This window comes from Sneathiella litorea, from assembly GCF_009882915.1.
In the GTDB taxonomy this organism is placed as follows: domain Bacteria; phylum Pseudomonadota; class Alphaproteobacteria; order Sneathiellales; family Sneathiellaceae; genus Sneathiella; species Sneathiella litorea.
Genome location: NZ_WTUW01000001.1, coordinates 566,774 through 583,757, shown reverse-complemented (window position 1 = coordinate 583,757; position 16,984 = coordinate 566,774). Strand labels below are relative to the sequence as shown.

Sequence of the window (16,984 nt, the reverse complement as noted above, 5' to 3'; positions counted from 1 at the left end):
TATTGTTTTTCTTGTTATAAATTTTGACATCAACGTAAACGATCACCGCGGGCGTTGTCATTAACTAGATAATCATTTGTCCATTATTTCCTTAAACTCGTAAAGTAGGTGCAGGGCATCACGCGGCGAAAGGTCGTCGACATTGATGGCCTTGATCCTTTCCTCAAGTTCGGATGGAACCATGTTCTTTTCCTGCGTGGCCGTTTCAGCAATTACGGTTGAGAAAAGCGGCAGGTCGTTTGCGAGCCGCATTGCTGCCGAGCCCTGATCTTTTTCCTCCAAAGCTGTCAGGACAGTTTCAGCGCGTTTTATAACCGCTTTGGGAAGGCCCGCGAGTTTCGCAACCTGAATACCGTAAGATCGATCCGCTGAACCCTCTCCAACTTCATGCAAGAAGATGACGTCGCCCTTCCATTCGCGAACACGCATGCTGTGATTTTGCAGGGCGTTCAGATTGGAGGCCAGTGTTGTCAGTTCGTGATAATGGGTTGCGAAAAGCGCCCGGCATTGATTGACATCATGCAGATTTTCAACGGTCGCCCAGGCAATGGAGAGACCGTCATAGGTTGCTGTTCCCCGTCCGATTTCATCAAGAATGACGAGGGCGCGCGGTCCCGCTTGATTCAGGATGGATGCCGTCTCTACCATTTCTACCATAAATGTTGAACGACCACGGGCAAGATCATCGGCGGCGCCGACCCGGCTGAACAGTCGATCAACTATGCCGATATGTGCTGAGTCCGCCGGAACAAAGGCACCCATCTGGGCCAGTATTGCAATAAGCGCATTTTGCCTTAAGAAAGTACTCTTACCTGCCATGTTTGGGCCGGTCAGCAGCCATAGCCTCTGCGCCTCATTAAGGCAGCAGTCATTCGCGACAAAATCAGCTTCCGCACCTGCTTTCAGTGCGGCTTCAACAACGGGGTGGCGACCGCCAGCAATGTCAAAGCTGAGGCTGTCATCAACCACAGGACGGCAATAGGATTGCTCAATTGCCAGTTCTGCGTGACTTACGGCAACGTCGATACGGGCAATAGCCTCGGCAGCAGAGAGGATAGCCGTGCCTGCCTCCTTCACCTTTTGGACAAGTTCCTCAAAAAGAGTAATTTCCAGGGCAAGAGCTCTGTCCGCTGCACGAGATATCTTGTCTTCTAACTCTCCAAGCGCAACCGTCGAATACCGCACAGCGTTTGCCATGGTTTGACGATGAATAAAATTCTCCGTCATTTTGTCAACGAATCGCGGCGTGATCTCAATAAAATAACCAAGCACATTGTTATGCTTGATTTTCAGAGATGGAACGTCGACTTCCTGCGCATAGGCCGCTTGAAGGTTGGCAATATGACGGCGGCTTTCGTCACGCAGGGTTCGAAGTTCATCCAGGTCCGCTCGAAAACCCTGGGCGATAAAGCCGCCATCGCGAGGGAGGAGAGGGACATCCGGTGCCAGTGCATTACGCAAGAGTTCGACAAGTTCCGCATGATACCCAAGCTGTTCGCTTGCCTCCGCAAGGCCGGCCGGCAGGGAATCGAGGCCGCTCGCCGCCATGCCGGCGCGTATGTTTGCGGTTTCACCAAGGCCATCTCGAATAACGGCAAGATCACGAGGGCCTCCGCGGTCCAACATGAGGCGCGAGAGCGCCCTTTCCGTATCCGGGCAGCGTCTTAGAATTTCGCGAAGTTGTTCCCGTCGACCATGATCGCTTGCAAAAAAGCTTACCATGTCCAGCCGGTTAATAATCTGGGAAGGATCAGTAAGGGGACTCGACAAATCGGCGGCAAGGCGTCGTCCACCGCTACCGGTTACCGTCCGGTCAATCGTTGCCAGCAAGCTTCCGCTCCGCTCTCCTGTCATCGTGCGGGTCAGTTCAAGATTACGCCGGGTCGCGGCATCGATTGACATGACATCAGATGCCGCCATCTTTACCGGTGCTTTAATCAGCGGAAACTTACCCTTTTGGGTCAATTCCACATAGTCCACAAGTGCGCCCGCAGCCGCCAGCTCTGCGCGATTGAAGGCGCCAAAGGCGTCGAGGGTTGCCACATTGAACAGGCTCTTGAGACGCTTTTCTCCATTCTGGCTCTCAAAACGGACAGAAGGGAGCGGGGTCAGCGCTTTTCCCCAATCATTTATGAGTTCCGAAAAATTATCTTCATCCAGCCATTTGTCCGAAACCAGTATTTCGCCGGGGTGCAAGCGGGCGATCTGCGCGGCCAGTTCTTCAGGCGATGTTGCGGCGGCAAAAAACTCGCCTGTGGATATGTCAAGCCAAGCCATCGCATAGTCTTTACCAGCACGTGCCAACGCCAGCAGGAAATTATGACTTCTGGCATCAAGCAGGCTATCTTCGGTAATCGTGCCGGGCGTAACCAGGCGCACAACCTCACGCGCGACAACCGCTTTATATCCGCGCTTCTTGGCTTCTGCAGGGCTTTCCGTCTGTTCCGCTACTGCCACCCGATGTCCCTTGCGGATCAGTTTTTGCAAATAGTTGTCCGCCGCATGGACGGGAACACCGCACATCGGGATGTCCTCCCCGCCATGTTTGCCACGTTTGGTGAGGGCAATATCCAGCGCATTTGATGCAATTTCTGCATCGTTAAAAAAGAGCTCATAAAAATCACCCATCCGGTAAAACAGCAAGCTGTCCGGGTGCGCCTCCTTGATGGAGAGATACTGTTCCATCATCGGCGTGACTGATTTATTCGGTTGCGACTTGGTTTTGACTAGGGTAGGCATGAGGGAAAACTATCATAGCATGCCATTTTGCCAACTGCTTAATCGTAAATTTTAAACTCATTTTGATGACATGAGCTTTGTGAGGACAGGGGTCGATGAACGATAAACCGGATCTTAGCCAGTATGAAGAGGCGTTGCGCTATCATGCGCAGGGCAAACCTGGGAAACTTGAAATCGTCGCGACCAAGTCCGTTGCAACCCAACAGGATCTGTCGCTCGCCTATTCGCCGGGTGTTGCGGGGCCTTGCCTTGCAATCGCCGACGATCCTGAATGTGTTTATGATTATACAACCAAAGGCAATCGGGTTGCCGTAATCTCCAATGGTACCGCCGTTCTTGGTTTGGGTAACCTTGGCGCGCTAGGCTCAAAACCTGTAATGGAGGGTAAAGCTGTACTGTTCAAGCGGTTTGCCGATATCGATTGCTTTGATCTTGAGTTGGACACGGAAAATGTGGATGAGTTCGTAAATTGCGTCCGTTTGATGGGCCCGAGTTTTGGCGGAATTAATCTGGAGGATATCAAGGCGCCGGAATGCTTCATCATTGAGCAGCGCTTGCGTGAAGAGATGGATATCCCTGTTTTTCATGATGATCAGCATGGCACCGCCATTATCTGCGCTGCCGGGATTATTAATGCGCTGGATTTGACGGGTCGAACGCTTAAAGACTGTAAAGTGGTGGTAAATGGTGCGGGTGCTGCTGCCATTGCCTGTCTTGAGTTGATCAAGGCCATGGGGTTGCCGAACGAAAATGCCATTCTTTGCGATACAAAGGGTGTCATCTTCAAGGGCCGCGAAGACGGAATGAATCAATGGAAATCAGCCCATGCAGTAACCACCGACCTTCGTTCACTGGAAGAGGCTATGGTTGGCGCTGATATATTTCTGGGCTTATCGGTGAAGGGTGCCGTTAGTAAGGAAATGGTTCAAACTATGGCGGATAAGCCGATCATTTTTGCCATGGCCAACCCGGACCCGGAGATCCGGCCTGAGGAAATTGCCGAAGTGCGTAAAGACGCTATTGTGGCGACGGGACGCTCGGATTTTCCAAACCAGGTAAACAATGTTCTCGGCTTTCCATATATATTCCGGGGCGCGCTCGACGTCCGGGCAACAACGATTAACGAGGAGATGAAAATTGCCGCCGCCGAAGCCTTGGCGGAATTGGCACGGGAGGATGTCCCGGATGAGGTGGCCGCTGCCTATAAGGGGAAGCGACCAATCTATGGCCCTGAATATATTATTCCCGTGCCGTTCGATCCCCGACTGATCAGCCATGTGCCGACAGCGGTCGCGAAAGCGGCGATGGATAGCGGCGTTGCCCGGCGCCCCATTATTGATGAGCAGGCGTATCGGAACGTGCTTCGTGCGCGCCTTGATCCGACCGCGGGCTCTTTGCAGCTCATCCTGGATGAAGTGCGTGCTGCCCCGCGACGCGTTGTCTTTGCGGAAGGTGAAGAAGAAAAAGTGATCCGCGCAGCGGTTGAATTCCTGAAGGCTGGATATGGCATTCCCGTACTTATTGGCCGAGAGGATGAAATTCGGAAAATCATGGCCGAAATCGGCATTGAGGGTTCTGAGAATATCGAGATTTACAATGCTCGGGAGATGGAACATCGGGAAAAATACTACAACTTCCTCTATGAACGGCTGCAGCGGAAGGGCTATCTGCGCCGGGATTGCGCCAGACTCGTAAACCGGGACCGTAATATTTTCGCGGCATGTATGGTTGCTATGGGGGACGCGGATGCGGTTCTCACAGGCGTCACCCGGCGCTTCTCCGTTGCTTTCAAGGAAATCCAGAAAGTGATCGATCCTAAGCCCGATCAATTGGTCATCGGTGTTTCCGTCATTGTCGGCCGCGATCGTACTGTTTTTATGGCCGATACGACCGTCACCACTTTGCCAACGGCAGAAGAGCTTGTCACAATTTCCAAGGAAACGGCGGAAGTTGCAAGGCGTCTAGGGCATGAGCCACGTGTCGCACTGCTTTCCTATTCCAATTTTGGAAATCCAAAACATTATACCGCTGACAGTGTTCGCGAAGCGGTGGAGATGATGGATCGCGAAGAACTTGATTTCGAGTATGAAGGCGATATTTCCGCAGATGTCGCGCTGGATCCGGACTTGATGGCGAGCTTCTATCCGTTTTGCCGTTTGTCTGGCCCAGCCAATGTACTGGTTATGCCCGGGCTGCATTCTGCGAACATTGCGTCAAAACTGATGCCGGTGCTAGGAGAGAGCAAGGTGATTGGTCCGCTGCTTGTTGGGTTGTCAAAGCCAGTGCAGATCGTCCCGATTGGTGCAACCGTTTCCGATCTCGTCAACATGGCGGCGCTCGCCGCGCATGAGGCTGGTCAGTAAAGACACGATCCATCAATCAATCATATAGCCTCTGACGTAGCTTGCGGTGAGCAATCCAGAATGCGGCCACGCTAAAGGCAATGATGTAGCCCGTATGCAGTAAGATTGCGGTGACACCCACCTCTGTCCCGGCGGTAAGCGGGCGGATGGCCGCGACCAGATGAGTCATGGGGAAAAACCAGGCGAAATACTGGATAACGTCCGGAAAGCGGCCAATATCAAAGAATACGCCGCAGAAGACAAACATGGGCGTCACCCAGAAGGTGAAGAAATAGCTGAAAAACTCATACCCCTTTGCGTAGGCGGTTGCGACCAACCCTGCGCAGGAAAAGCAGATTGCGCCAAGAAAGACAATCGGCAGGGCTATCAGCGGTTCAAATGACGTCGGGACACCGCCCCATAACCAGCCAACGATCAGGACGCAAATAGCTGAAAAAAGTGCCTTTACAGAAGCCCACAGAATTTCTCCCATCATCAGTTCCGCAAGGGTCACTGGGGTTGAGAGAATGGCATCCCAGTTCTTTTGCAGGAAATAGCGGGTGAAGGCACCAATTGACGTCTCGAAACTCGCGGCGAAGGCAGCCGAATAGCCAATCATGCCGGCAACGACGAATGTCAGGTAACTCATTCCTGACATGGTGTCGATGAAGGAACCCATGCCAAAGCCAAAAGCGAATAAAAACAGAATAGGGTTGGCAACATTTGAGACAAGGGAGGAGCCCAGAAGTTTTCTGAACACCCGATACTGTCGATCATAAACTGCCAATACATAAACAGATTCCGGCATTTTCATCGGACTTAATTCTCCCTTAGCTTTCTTCCGGTCAGGCGCAGGAAAACATCCTCAAGATTGGCTGGGCGATGCAGATAGATGGCTTCTTCGGGCAGGTCGGCGATGAATTCCGCGGTGTCATCAACAAAATAGAGCACGGAATCCCCAATATCCTCCTGTTCCCACCGGTTCTCGGGGGAGGCGGCGAGGTTGGGTTTTTGAACTTCGAATACAAATCCCTTCACATGGCGGGCGATCAATTCATCAGGCGTGCCCTGATCAAGGATCATCCCGCTATCAATAACAACAATCTGGTCGCAAAGCCGCTGAGCTTCATCCATATAATGTGTAGTTAGCAGGAGAGTCCGACCGTCCTTTTTGAGTTCCGTCAGCTGTTTCCAGATGAGGACGCGCGCCTGCGGATCAAGACCCGTTGTCGGCTCATCAAGGATAACCATTTCGGGATCGCCGATGAGCGCCCGCGCAATCGTAAGCCGCCGCTTCATGCCGCCCGAGAGAGCGTTGACTGGGGCAAACTTCTTGTCATTAAGCTGCATGAAATCCAGCAGTTTTTTGCTTCGCTGATCGATGATGGATTTGGAAAGTGCAAAATAACGACCGAAAGCGACCAGATTTTCCAGAACCGTGATATCCGGATCGAGATTACTTTCCTGCGGCACCAAGCCGATTTTTGCCTTTACCTCCCGGCTCATGGCGCTCGCGGACTCTCCGAAGACTTCCAGTTCACCGGAAGATACTTCTGAGAGGCCCATGATCATTCGCATGGTTGTGGATTTGCCCGCGCCGTTGGGCCCAAGCAGGCCAAAACACTGGCCCGCCGGTACGGAAAAATTTATTCCCTTGACCACTTCTAGTGTCCCGTATCGCTTGACAAGGTTAGTGGCAGTGATGACGGAAGGTCTTTTCATGGTTCCCTCTTGCGCGACCAAGGCCGGAGGGTATGGATTTTAGCGACAAAGAGCAAGTCTTTGCTTTTCTTTGCAGAGCCGGGAGATCTCTGGGGAACTAGGTGTAGGCGGTCTGCCGATCGTCAATGTCACTCTTGTCATACACCCCGAGGCCGAGCACGGTGCGGTTAACGTATGAAAAATAGGAAACAGCCTGATTGATCTCGAGAATTTCTCCGTCGGAAATACCGGAATTTCGAAGCTCGTCAATCATATTTACAGCAATCTGGTTTGGCCGTGTCGTCAGTAGATTGGCATAGAGTATCATTGCCAAATCTGCGCCAGAGAGAACGCGATCAGGCTGATCCGCTTTCAATGCGGACCAAAGCCGGCTTGAGGCGTCTTCGTCATCCAGCCGCTTACGCAGTTCCTTATAATAATACTCTGCGCAATAATCACATCCGTTGAGCAGGCTCACATATACCCCGATCGTATCGAGTTTCCATTTCTCGAGCGCATTGGCGCTATTATTCAGGATCTTCTGGGACAGAATCCTGTGTCCTTCCATGAGATGGGGACGAAGGGAATGAGCGACCATAACGGTGTCGAGCTCGCCATCCTCTCCCTTGATGCGTTCATAAATATTTTTAAGAGGGCCATCCGCCTGTTCCAAAGGAATGGTTCTGATCCAGGTCATGTTGTTCCCCTCACAATAGGACTTTGGGACGTCTTCGGAGTAAAAAGCCAGCTAACAAGAGTGGTATCTATATTTTGCAATTGCTTTTGTACTCCATAAAAATGCAGCCTATATTCACTGATAGAGCCTTAACGAACTATTAAGAAACATGCGTAGCAGCCAGGAGAGGAAAAGATGGCATCCAATCACAAGCACGGCGATCCGCTACCCGAGACAGTTCTTCGTGTGAAAAGCCTTGAATCCCTGTTGATTGAAAAAGGGCTCGTCGAGGCCGAGGCGCTAGACGCGCTGATAGATCGTTACGAAAACAAGGTAGGGCCGAAGAATGGCGCCAAGGTTGTTGCACGGGCCTGGGTGGATGAGGAGTATCGTCAGCGCCTGTTGACCGATGCGACAGCAGCGGTTGCGGAATTTGGATTTACCGGCGCGCAAGGCGAGGAATTGGTGGCGGTCGAGAACACAGACAAGATCCATAATGTCGTCGTTTGTACGCTCTGTTCCTGCTATCCCTGGCCGGTGCTGGGCCTGCCGCCGGTCTGGTATAAATCAGCACCCTATCGCGCGCGGGTGGTACGGGAGCCACGCAAGGTGCTGGAGGAATTTGGAACGTTGTTGCCTGATGATATGGAAGTCCGGGTTTGGGACAGTACAGCGGAAACCCGATATCTCGTTATCCCGAAACGACCAAAGGGGACAGACGGAATGGATGAAGAGGCTCTTGCACAGCTTGTCAATCGCGACAGCATGATTGGTACCAGAGAAGCCGGGAAGCTGCCAGTTGCGGAGGGCACTTGATATGGATGGTGTGCATGATATGGGCGGCATGCATGGCATGGGCCCGGTTAAACCTGAGGAGAATGAACCGGTTTTCCATGCGGATTGGGAAAAGCGGATGTTTGCGATGAACAACGCGATTTCTGCTGTCGGCGTGCGTAATCAAGATGAATCACGTCATGCCCGGGAACGCATGGATCCGGCGAAATATCTCGGCAGCAGCTACTATGAAATCTGGCTTGATGGCCTTATCCGCATTTTGAGCGAGAAAGGTGTAATCTCGGAGGAGGAACTCTCCGGCACTGTTCCGGCAAAACCGGTATCAATACCGCGTCCCGCCCTGAAGGGAGAGGATGTCGATACTGTGATGGATAAAGGCGGAAACTATATTGCGGAAAGAGGAAAGTCTGCCCGCTTCAAGGTGGGGGATAAAGTGCGCGCAAAGAACATTCATCCTGTGGGACATACACGCCTGCCCCGTTATGCGAGGGGGCATATTGGGGAAATCGTTGCGGATTACGGACCACATGTTTTCCCGGATGCAAGCGCGCAAGGAAAGAGTGATCCACAGCCGCTTTATAGTGTGAAGTTTGCTTCCACTGAGCTTTGGGGACCGGATGGCACCGAAGGCGATTATATCTTTATCGACCTGTGGGATGACTATTTGGAGGCGCCGGGCGATGCAGCTTGACCCCGCACTTCAGGCTATCGATATCCCGCAGGATGGCGATGGCCCGGTCTTTGAAGAACCATGGCAGGCGCAGGCCTTTGCGATGACAGTGAAACTGAATGAAGCTGGCCAGTTCAGCTGGAGCGAATGGGCGGATGTTTTTGGCGCTGAAATTTCAGCTGATACTGCTTCAGGGCATGGGGTCGGAAACACGGCCTACTATCTTTGCTGGCTATCGGCGCTTGAGAAAATCGTCACGCAGAAAAACTTACTAACGACAGAACAATTGTCGACACGTAAAGCCGAATGGCACGAAGCCTCGGAACATACCCCACACGGTCAGCCAATTGAAATTCATAAATCCCGGAAATAGATTTGCGTATCGAGGGACAAAGCCTTATGTCTCTGGTTAAATCAATCTAAAAACTGGAAAGCCCGTGACTGACAATATTTCAAACCTCGTGCCCGATGATGATACCCAGAGCAAGTTGGAGAAAGCCGCCGAAATAATCACTGGCCACCTCGACACTGCGTTACAGGATTGCTTGACCGCCGGACTAGAGCGCGAACATTTCACGGCTGCAGTTATTGCCACAATGATGCAGGCCGTGGAAACCAGTCTTGGTGGTAATGCCGCCGGGGCACTTCAGGAAATGGCACAGATGGCATCGGAAAGAGAAGAAGAAACGCCCGTCCAATAAAAGACGGGCGCTCGTGCTGTGTTAATCCAGGGTATGGATCGGTAGATCCAGAAGGGCGCGACGGCGAAGCCACTGGCTTGGCCGATACCGGTCTTCCCCAGTAATTTCCTGTAGCTTTTCCAGAATTTGAAGGCAGTTTCGGGTGCCCATATTCTCGGCAAGCTCGACGGACCCTAGCGGATAATTAAGTCCCAGCTTCATACCTTTATCAATATCTTCCGGCGTTGCGACGCCGATCTGGGCCATTTCGCAGCCGAGGTTCGCGATCATGGCGCGTATGCGCTGGGCAACGAAACCCGGATTGTCCTTAATGCGGGTAACGCCGCCGGAAACCCCACCCAGCATTGCCATGACGGATTGAACAATTTCCTCATCGGCACCAGGGGCTGCCATCACCGTTGCACGAGAGAAGACACCGGTATGGGTATCAATTGCAACCAACCGCTTCGAATCAAGGCCAAGTCGGGTCGATAGAGCCGTACAATCCTCTCCTATCGGATCCGCGAGGATAGGAGAAACACCATCATCTTCTGAAAGAACACTTACGCCGAGGTCGCGTAAAAGACCGTCCAGTACCGCAGAGGGTTCAGCAAGGATTACGCGGCGGGCCGGGCTTGCGGAGATTTCTTCCGTCACGTCCGGGCGTATAATAGTGCTATCTTCAGTATACTCATAGAAACCGGCCTTTGTTTTCTTCCCAAGGCGGCCCGCTTCCATCATGCTTTCATGCAAGGGGTAGGTGGAAAGGCGCTTATCTTGGAAGTAGCCATTGTAAATAATCTGGCTGACCGGAAAGTTGACGTCGATCCCTGTGAGGTCAATAAGCTCAAATGGGCCCATGCGGAACCCGCAGGCATCGCGCATGATGGCGTCCACTTGGAAGGGCGTCGCAACGCCTTCAGAAACAATCCGCAAAGCCTCGGTTGTGTAGGCGCGTCCGCCAAGGTTAACCAGGAAGCCCGGAGCATCCTTGACGACGACGGGTACGCGACCCATGCGCTTTCCGATGACTTCCAACGCTTTCGTAACGTCATCACTGGTATCGGTACCGTTAATGACTTCGACGAGTTTCATTAGAGGAACGGGATTGAAGAAATGCAGTCCTGCAATCCGGTTGCGATGCGTGCAGGCGGACGCAATAGAGGAAATGCGGATACTGGAGGTGTTAGAGGCAAGGATGGTTTCAGGGCGAACTATCGTTTCTAGCTGCTGGAAAACCTTCTGCTTTATATCAATATTTTCGACGATCGCCTCGACTACCAGGTCGCAATCAGAGAGATCTTCCATTTTTTCTGCGGCATGGATGCGTCCAATGGCGGCATCACCTTCGCTTTTCTCCATACGGCCTTTTTCAACTGACCGGCTAATCATTGAGGCAATAAAATCCTTTGCTGTGGCCGCGGCGCCGTCAGCTGCGTCAAAGATATACACCGGCATGCCGCCAGTTGCGGAGACCTGGGCTATACCCCGGCCCATTGCGCCGGCGCCGACGATACCAATTTTCAAATCCTGCTTTTGCGGGTCGATGCTCATATTGTTTTCCGTTTTTGTTTTTGCCGAAACTGTTGACGACTTATAACGTGCGCATGAAATTTGTAAAACCCTACCTTGATGCTATGGCGCGTAATACTTACATATTCTATCAATAGTGCCATTTTGGGCTATTCATAGTTGCGGTTGATGGCTAACCGACAACTAACTCGCTCGTTTGGAGGAGAAAGTTTATGCCACGCGCGTCGTCATTTAATCACCCGCTTATGCTGGGGTTTGGTCGATTTGAACAGATTCTCGATCAACTCTCGAAGTCTTCGAATGAAGGCTATCCGCCTTATAATATTGAACAGATGGGTGATAATGAAATACGAATTACCCTTGCTGTTGCCGGTTTTACCGAGGATGATTTACAGATAACACTGGAACAAAACCAGCTTATCATTCATGGTAAGCAAAGAGATGAATCGGACCGTGTCTTTCTTCATCGTGGTATCGCTGCCCGCCAGTTCCAACGTAAATTTATTCTTGCGGAGGGATTAAAAGTTACCGGCGCTGATATCGAGAACGGGCTTTTGCATATTGATTTACAATTACCGACACCGAAAACGGAAAGTCGCGAAATCAAGATCAGAAAGAAAAGTTCAAAGAAAGAAATGAAAACTGTTAATACAACGGAATTCATTGACTAATAATTTGTTGGGGTCGCGTTAAGGAGTTTTAATAATGCAATATCAAGAAGCTACTCTCCGCCATTTAAGTCCCGCCGCCTTCGGTATGTTGGGCTCTATGGATATGGCTTATATACGTGCCGCTGAGGAAAACGGGGCTGTCATATACCGCATTTTTGCCGCGAATGGTCAGCAACTCGGTGAAGAAAAGTCAGCCGATGCTGCGCTGGTCGTTGCCCGCCAGAATGATTTCGAGGCGTTCCTCGTCAACTAAGCGCGTATTCTGAGATTTCTCTTTGTTAATTCAGGCGGCGGATTGCGCGCCTTCTTCGGTCAGGATAGCATATAGAGCATCTGCATCCTGGCTGCCTCTCAGCTTCTCGCAGCGGCCCTTGTCTCGAAGAGTGCGGGAGACACGGGCAAGTGCCTTGAGATGATCGGCACCGGCCGATTCAGGCGCCAGCAACAAAAACAGAAGATCAACGGGCAGATTGTCCATTGAATCAAAATCGACACCGGTATTCAGCTTTGCGAAAATACCATAGACTTTATCAATTCCGGGAAGCTTTCCATGGGGGATGGCAATACCTTTCCCAATCCCTGTGGTCCCCAGACGTTCCCGCTCAATAAGAACGTCCAGAATATCCCGTTCAGAGCAGCCGGTAGCAACTGCGGCACGACGTGCCAACTCCTGCAATGCTTGCTTCTTGCTTGTGACTTTCAGGTCCGCAAAGACTGTTTGCGGCTGAATAAGATCGCTGATTTCCATGATACCTGATCTGGTTGCTCGGATAGACGGCAACAAATAAATATTTATGCGGACTTTTCGACCTTGGGGTCGATCCAGCCAAAATTGCCATCTGGCCGCCGGTAAACCACATTCAGCTCTTTCGTCGAGGAATTAAAGAACATCATTGCGGGAAGATTTGCAAGGTCCATACGCATCACTGCTTCACCGACAGAGCAATCCGGTATATTTGCGTTGCTTTCCGCAACAATCATGGGCTGCCAATCCTCTTGCGTTTCGTTCTCGGACGTATCCTCTTCGGGCTCTGGGGCCAGAACATAGCTCTGCGCGGCAAGAGCCCTTTTCGCCTGAAAGCGTTCTTTGCCATGGTGGCTTTTAAGACGCCGCTTATACCGGCGGAGCTGCTTCTCTATGCGCTCCAGTGCTGAATCAAAGCTGCTATAAGCATCCTCGTGATCGGCAGAGGCCGCGACATCGATGCCGGAACCGATGTGGACATTACACTCTGTATGGAAATTATGGCCTTTTCGGCTCAACGTTACCTGCGCATCTATCGCATTATCAAAATATTTGGAAACGCCATTCTCCAGATTCCCTTCGATATGCTCGCGAAGGGCATCGCCGACATCAATCTGCTTACCTTTTACAATCACATGCATCACAACGATCCAATCCTTGAAGTGAGAACAATATCCGCCGAAAAATAGTGCTAAATTCCATTTGAGGGCGGGACCATAGTTTTTGCGCGTGGCAATGTCAACACACGCTATTTGAAACGGAAAAATGCTGTGCCGATGGCACCATTAACTGCATCCCCATTTATGAAGCAATCAGCTGCTTTTTCATTTTTCGCCGTTCAACGGACGACGGTATCTTCATAGCATCACGATACTTTGCAACGGTGCGCCGTGCAATATCTATCCCTTGAAGTTTCATCAATTCGACTATTTTATCGTCCGAAAGGATGCGATTTGGCGCTTCGTCGTCAATAAGCTGTTTTAATTTGTGCCGGACTGAGGCGGCCGAATGGGAATCACCGCCAGATGTTGCGTTGATAGCCGAGGTGAAGAAATATTTCAGTTCGAACACGCCGCGGGAGGTTGCCAGATATTTATTAGACGTAACCCGGCTAACGGTGCTTTCATGCATCGAAATTGCTTCGGCAATGGTTTTAAGGTTTAGCGGACGGAGAAATTCAATGCCCTGCGTGAAGAACATCTCCTGCTCTTCGACAAGCGCGGTGGCAACTTTCAGAATAGTATGCGCGCGCTGATCCAGCGATTTTACCAGCCAGTTTGCCGAATTCAGGCATTCGGACAGATACTCTTTTTCTTCCTTACGCCGCGATCTGTTATTGATGACTGAATAGTAGCGGTTGTTGACGAGTACCTTAGGCAGCGTTTCGCTATTCAATTCGATTTGCCAGCCGCCGTCTGGCCTCCGATGAACAAAAACATCCGGCACAACTGTCTGGGCGACCTCGCCACCGAATTGTAGCCCGGGTTTCGGGTCCAGCATTTTAATTTCTGCAATCATTTCGGCAAGGTCTTCCTTGTCGACACCACAGACTGCCAGCAGTTCCTTGAGGTTTCCTTCCGCGAGCATCTGCAGGTTTTGCAGAAGCGCCGCGATCGCCGGGTCGTACCGGTTTCTTTCCATTAGCTGCAAAGCGAGACAGTCCGCAAGGTCAGTCGCAAAGACCCCCGTTGGTTCCAGGCCCCGCAGGGTTTGCAGGACAGATTGAAGCCGTGCAAGCGGACAGCCGAGATTTTCCGACGCTTCGTTCAGATCGCCAATGAGATATCCCGCATCGCTCACCATATCAATCAGATAGGAAGCGATAAGCTTGTCTGCAGGAGAGAGGGAGAGAAGATTTAACTGCTGGCTGAGATGATCGCGCAGAGACAGATCCTCACTCAGGGTATTCTCAAGATTAAGATCAGTTCCAGAAAATGAATTTCCGCCCCCTGAACTTGCGGCGAGTACGCCAGTATTTGCGGCATCCGCGCCGATGGCGTCTGATGGCGTATCCAGTGGAGCGTCACTGGTATAGATGTTGTCGTAATCCGTATCTATCGCGGAATTTTCAGCCGCGGACAGTGGGACGTCGTCAGAAATACTTAGTTCCTTGAGTGCTCCAGTGTCCCCTTCGTTCTCAAAATCCGCCCCGTCGTCTGCTGAGTTAAAATCATCCTCATTGGGAAGGGCGTCCGCCCGCTCGAGAAGCGGGTTCTTCTCCAGTTCCTGCTCCACATAGGCGGCAAGGTCCAGATTGGATAATTGCAACAGCTTGATCGCTTGTTGCAGCTGTGGTGTCATCACAAGCTGCTGGCTTTGCCTTAGATCAAGTCTCGGCGTTAGCGCCATTGTCACTCCCGATCTCTGTCAATCTCAATTGGTCTAGAGATTGAATCGATCCCCCAAGTAAACGCGTCTCACTCCTTCGTCGGATACAATCTCCGACGGGATCCCCTCTTTTATGACACGACCTTCGTTAAGAATATATGCACGGTCAATGATATCAAGTGTTTCACGTACATTATGTTCAGTAATCAGAACGCCGATGCCGCGGTCCTTAAGATGGGAGACAAGATCACGGATGTCACCAACCGCGATTGGATCGATGCCCGCTAAAGGTTCATCAAGCATGATATAATTTGGTTTACCTGCCAATGCGCGGGCTATTTCCACCCGGCGGCGTTCGCCGCCAGAAAGAGCTATTGAGGGCGTGCGCCGAAGATGGGATATGGAAAACTCGGCCAACAGGCTTTCCAATTCGTTCTCCCGCTTTTCACGAACCGGCTCGATAAGCTCCAAAACGGATCGAATATTCTGCTCTACATTCATTCCACGGAAAATCGAGGCTTCCTGCGGCAGGTAGCCGATACCAAGACGCGCCCGCCGATACATTGGAAGTTCCGTCACGTCCCGGCCATCAAGGTAAATCGTACCATAATCCGGTCGCAGCAACCCCGAAATGATGTAGAAGCTGGTGGTTTTCCCTGCTCCATTAGGACCGAGAAGGCCAACGGCTTCACCGCGATTGACAATAATGTCTACTCCGCGAAGGATTGGCCGCTTTTTAAAGGATTTCCCAATGTTCTTCGCTCTTAGACCGGTATTTTCGGCTACTAGCCGAGGGCCCCGATCCAATTCTTGCGTTCCTGTTGTCATTTGCGCCTCATACTCTACTCTCCGGCTTTCTTTTCAGGAACAAATATTCCTTTGACGCGGCCCGTGCTTCCGTCTGTTGTACCAACGCCTTCAACCCGGCTCTTTCCAGTAATCAGGTCGAGGGTCAGTTTGTCACCGCGGAGCACATTCTTTCCTTGTGTTAATACCACATTTCCCAACAAATCAATTTGCTTATTTGTGACGTCATAGACGCCTTTATCCCCCTGTGCCGTTTCACGTGGGCTGGCCAGGAAAACGTCCCCCAGAGCATCAATCCGGTGGATGTTGGTGGGGCCCCCTTCTTTCGATTGATTCTTGTCAACATAATGAACTGTCAGCTGGGCGGCCCTCATCCGGATTTCTCCCTGAACGACCTGAACGTTACCTTCAAAAATCGCGAGCTGATTAGCCTGCTGAACTTCAAGTGTGTCCGCCGTGATTTCAATCGGTTGATTGGTATCAAGGCTTCCTCCTGTAAGAGCTGATTGGGCCAATGCGCCATAAGGCAAACCGGCAGCAAACATGCAGGTGACAAGAGTTAGTATTTTTGCTTTTTTGATCAACCTGCGCATTCGGTGATTATCCAAGATTTGTTGTTAAGGATTGATAACCATTTTGACGTTGCCGCCAAAGCGTATGTTACCAGTAATCTGGTCCGCAGCAAGGCTGTCAGCTTCAATGGTACCAAGTGGACCATGACCTTTCAGCGGATTCTCGCTGGTAATTGTTTGTTTCTTCAAGTTAACTTGCGCCGAATTTGCGTAAAGCTGATTGCCGCTGTCACTATATATTTCTATTTTACCATACAGATTTAGAATGCCGGTTTCGGTATCAAGTTCTCCATTCGGGGCGCTGATAGATATCCAGTCGTCGCTCGGAAGTGTTATGTCGGCCTGCAAATTCTCGAGCGATACCAAAGAGGCTGTGGCAGATTTCTGCGTCGCCGTATCCGCCGTAACGACGTATTGTCGCTCGTTTATATCGCTTGCGACATACTGCGGGTTTTTCATAGTCAAGCCATCATCTGAAACAGTTACGTCCGCATAGTCGAATGTAAAGCCCTCAGGTTTATCGAGGTTGGGCAGAATAAAGGCGAGGCCAATCAACAGGATTGCGAGGCCTAACAATATGAATTTGATGATAGCGACAAAATGGCTGTAGCGCGCATTGAATTTCATTTCCACCAGCCCGGCGGTGCCGATGAAATTAGGTTTTCCTGTCGGCGGCTTTTTTGGAATTTCGTCTTTTGCCGGGATTGCATCCGCGCGCTTCATCT

At 51.2% G+C, this 16,984-nt stretch carries 18 protein-coding genes; 7 read left to right on the top strand and 11 right to left on the bottom strand.

The genetic code is table 11. The features are described 5' to 3' along the window. Nucleotides 1–72: 72 nt before the first annotated feature. Complete coding sequence (gene mutS / locus GQE98_RS02855; RefSeq protein WP_202526047.1) at nt 73–2,739, bottom strand: DNA mismatch repair protein MutS; 2,667 nt, start codon at nt 2,737–2,739, stop codon at nt 73–75. 95 nt (nt 2,740–2,834) lie between these two features. Between mutS and GQE98_RS02850 the strand changes: the two genes are divergently transcribed. Next, entirely contained in the window at nt 2,835–5,102 is a 2,268-nt protein-coding gene (locus tag GQE98_RS02850; protein WP_161314025.1) for an NADP-dependent malic enzyme, read from the top strand. Between the two features lie 16 nt (nt 5,103–5,118). Here GQE98_RS02850 and GQE98_RS02845 read toward each other — a convergent pair whose 3' ends face one another. The 3 genes from GQE98_RS02845 to GQE98_RS02835 form a co-directional block, all read right to left on the bottom strand. Further along, nucleotides 5,119–5,895 carry an ABC transporter permease gene (locus GQE98_RS02845; RefSeq protein ID WP_161314024.1) on the bottom strand — a complete coding sequence of 259 codons (777 nt, stop codon included), beginning with the start codon at nt 5,893–5,895 and terminating at the stop codon, nt 5,119–5,121. 5 nt (nt 5,896–5,900) lie between these two features. Then, nucleotides 5,901–6,803: an ABC transporter ATP-binding protein gene (locus GQE98_RS02840; RefSeq protein ID WP_161314023.1), complete on the bottom strand. Its 903-nt coding sequence runs from the start codon at nt 6,801–6,803 to the stop codon at nt 5,901–5,903. A gap of 97 nt (nt 6,804–6,900) precedes the next feature. Further along, nucleotides 6,901–7,479, bottom strand: a complete 579-nt coding sequence (locus tag GQE98_RS02835) for a carboxymuconolactone decarboxylase family protein (protein ID WP_161314022.1) — start codon at nt 7,477–7,479, stop codon at nt 6,901–6,903. A gap of 174 nt (nt 7,480–7,653) precedes the next feature. Here GQE98_RS02835 and nthA point away from each other — a divergent pair, with 174 nt between their 5' ends. From nthA to GQE98_RS02815, 4 genes are all read left to right on the top strand, one after another. Beyond that, nucleotides 7,654–8,274: a nitrile hydratase subunit alpha gene (gene nthA / locus GQE98_RS02830; RefSeq protein ID WP_161314021.1), complete on the top strand. Its 621-nt coding sequence runs from the start codon at nt 7,654–7,656 to the stop codon at nt 8,272–8,274. A 1-nt stretch (nt 8,275) separates the two neighbouring features. Continuing rightward, entirely contained in the window at nt 8,276–8,944 is a 669-nt protein-coding gene (nthB, locus tag GQE98_RS02825; protein WP_161314020.1) for a nitrile hydratase subunit beta, read from the top strand. Next, nucleotides 8,934–9,296, top strand: coding sequence for a nitrile hydratase accessory protein (locus tag GQE98_RS02820; RefSeq protein WP_161314019.1), 363 nt, complete (start codon nt 8,934–8,936; stop codon nt 9,294–9,296). The genes nthB and GQE98_RS02820 overlap by 11 nt, the downstream gene beginning before the upstream one ends. A 64-nt stretch (nt 9,297–9,360) precedes the next feature. Beyond that, nucleotides 9,361–9,624 (top strand): hypothetical protein, encoded by a 264-nt coding sequence (locus GQE98_RS02815; RefSeq protein ID WP_161314018.1) that lies wholly within the window; start codon nt 9,361–9,363, stop codon nt 9,622–9,624. 21 nt (nt 9,625–9,645) lie between these two features. Here the strand turns inward: GQE98_RS02815 and GQE98_RS02810 are convergent, their stop codons facing one another. After that, complete coding sequence (locus GQE98_RS02810) at nt 9,646–11,157, bottom strand: 3-hydroxyacyl-CoA dehydrogenase (protein WP_161314017.1); 1,512 nt, start codon at nt 11,155–11,157, stop codon at nt 9,646–9,648. Between the two features lie 191 nt (nt 11,158–11,348). Here GQE98_RS02810 and GQE98_RS02805 point away from each other — a divergent pair, with 191 nt between their 5' ends. Both GQE98_RS02805 and GQE98_RS02800 read left to right on the top strand, forming a co-directional pair. Continuing rightward, complete coding sequence (locus GQE98_RS02805) at nt 11,349–11,807, top strand: Hsp20 family protein (protein WP_161314016.1); 459 nt, start codon at nt 11,349–11,351, stop codon at nt 11,805–11,807. 34 nt (nt 11,808–11,841) lie between these two features. Beyond that, nucleotides 11,842–12,060 (top strand): DUF1150 domain-containing protein, encoded by a 219-nt coding sequence (locus tag GQE98_RS02800; RefSeq protein WP_161314015.1) that lies wholly within the window; start codon nt 11,842–11,844, stop codon nt 12,058–12,060. A 30-nt stretch (nt 12,061–12,090) separates the two neighbouring features. On the opposite strand, the gene ptsN is transcribed toward GQE98_RS02800, so the two are convergent. The 6 genes from ptsN to lptC form a co-directional block, all read right to left on the bottom strand. Further along, complete coding sequence (gene ptsN / locus GQE98_RS02795; RefSeq protein WP_161314014.1) at nt 12,091–12,555, bottom strand: PTS IIA-like nitrogen regulatory protein PtsN; 465 nt, start codon at nt 12,553–12,555, stop codon at nt 12,091–12,093. A gap of 44 nt (nt 12,556–12,599) precedes the next feature. Continuing rightward, complete coding sequence (gene hpf, locus GQE98_RS02790) at nt 12,600–13,193, bottom strand: ribosome hibernation-promoting factor, HPF/YfiA family (protein WP_161314013.1); 594 nt, start codon at nt 13,191–13,193, stop codon at nt 12,600–12,602. A gap of 160 nt (nt 13,194–13,353) precedes the next feature. After that, complete coding sequence (gene rpoN / locus GQE98_RS02785) at nt 13,354–14,901, bottom strand: RNA polymerase factor sigma-54 (protein WP_161314012.1); 1,548 nt, start codon at nt 14,899–14,901, stop codon at nt 13,354–13,356. 33 nt (nt 14,902–14,934) lie between these two features. Next, nucleotides 14,935–15,708 (bottom strand): LPS export ABC transporter ATP-binding protein, encoded by a 774-nt coding sequence (gene lptB, locus GQE98_RS02780; protein WP_161314011.1) that lies wholly within the window; start codon nt 15,706–15,708, stop codon nt 14,935–14,937. A 14-nt stretch (nt 15,709–15,722) separates the two neighbouring features. After that, the gene (gene lptA / locus GQE98_RS02775) at nt 15,723–16,280 is read right to left on the bottom strand and encodes a lipopolysaccharide transport periplasmic protein LptA (RefSeq protein ID WP_161314010.1); all 558 of its coding nucleotides are present in this window, start codon (nt 16,278–16,280) and stop codon (nt 15,723–15,725) included. 24 nt (nt 16,281–16,304) lie between these two features. Next, a complete protein-coding gene (gene lptC / locus GQE98_RS02770; RefSeq protein ID WP_161314009.1) occupies nt 16,305–16,982 on the bottom strand; it encodes an LPS export ABC transporter periplasmic protein LptC in 678 nt (225 codons plus the stop codon). Between the last annotated feature and the right edge of the window lie 2 nt (nt 16,983–16,984).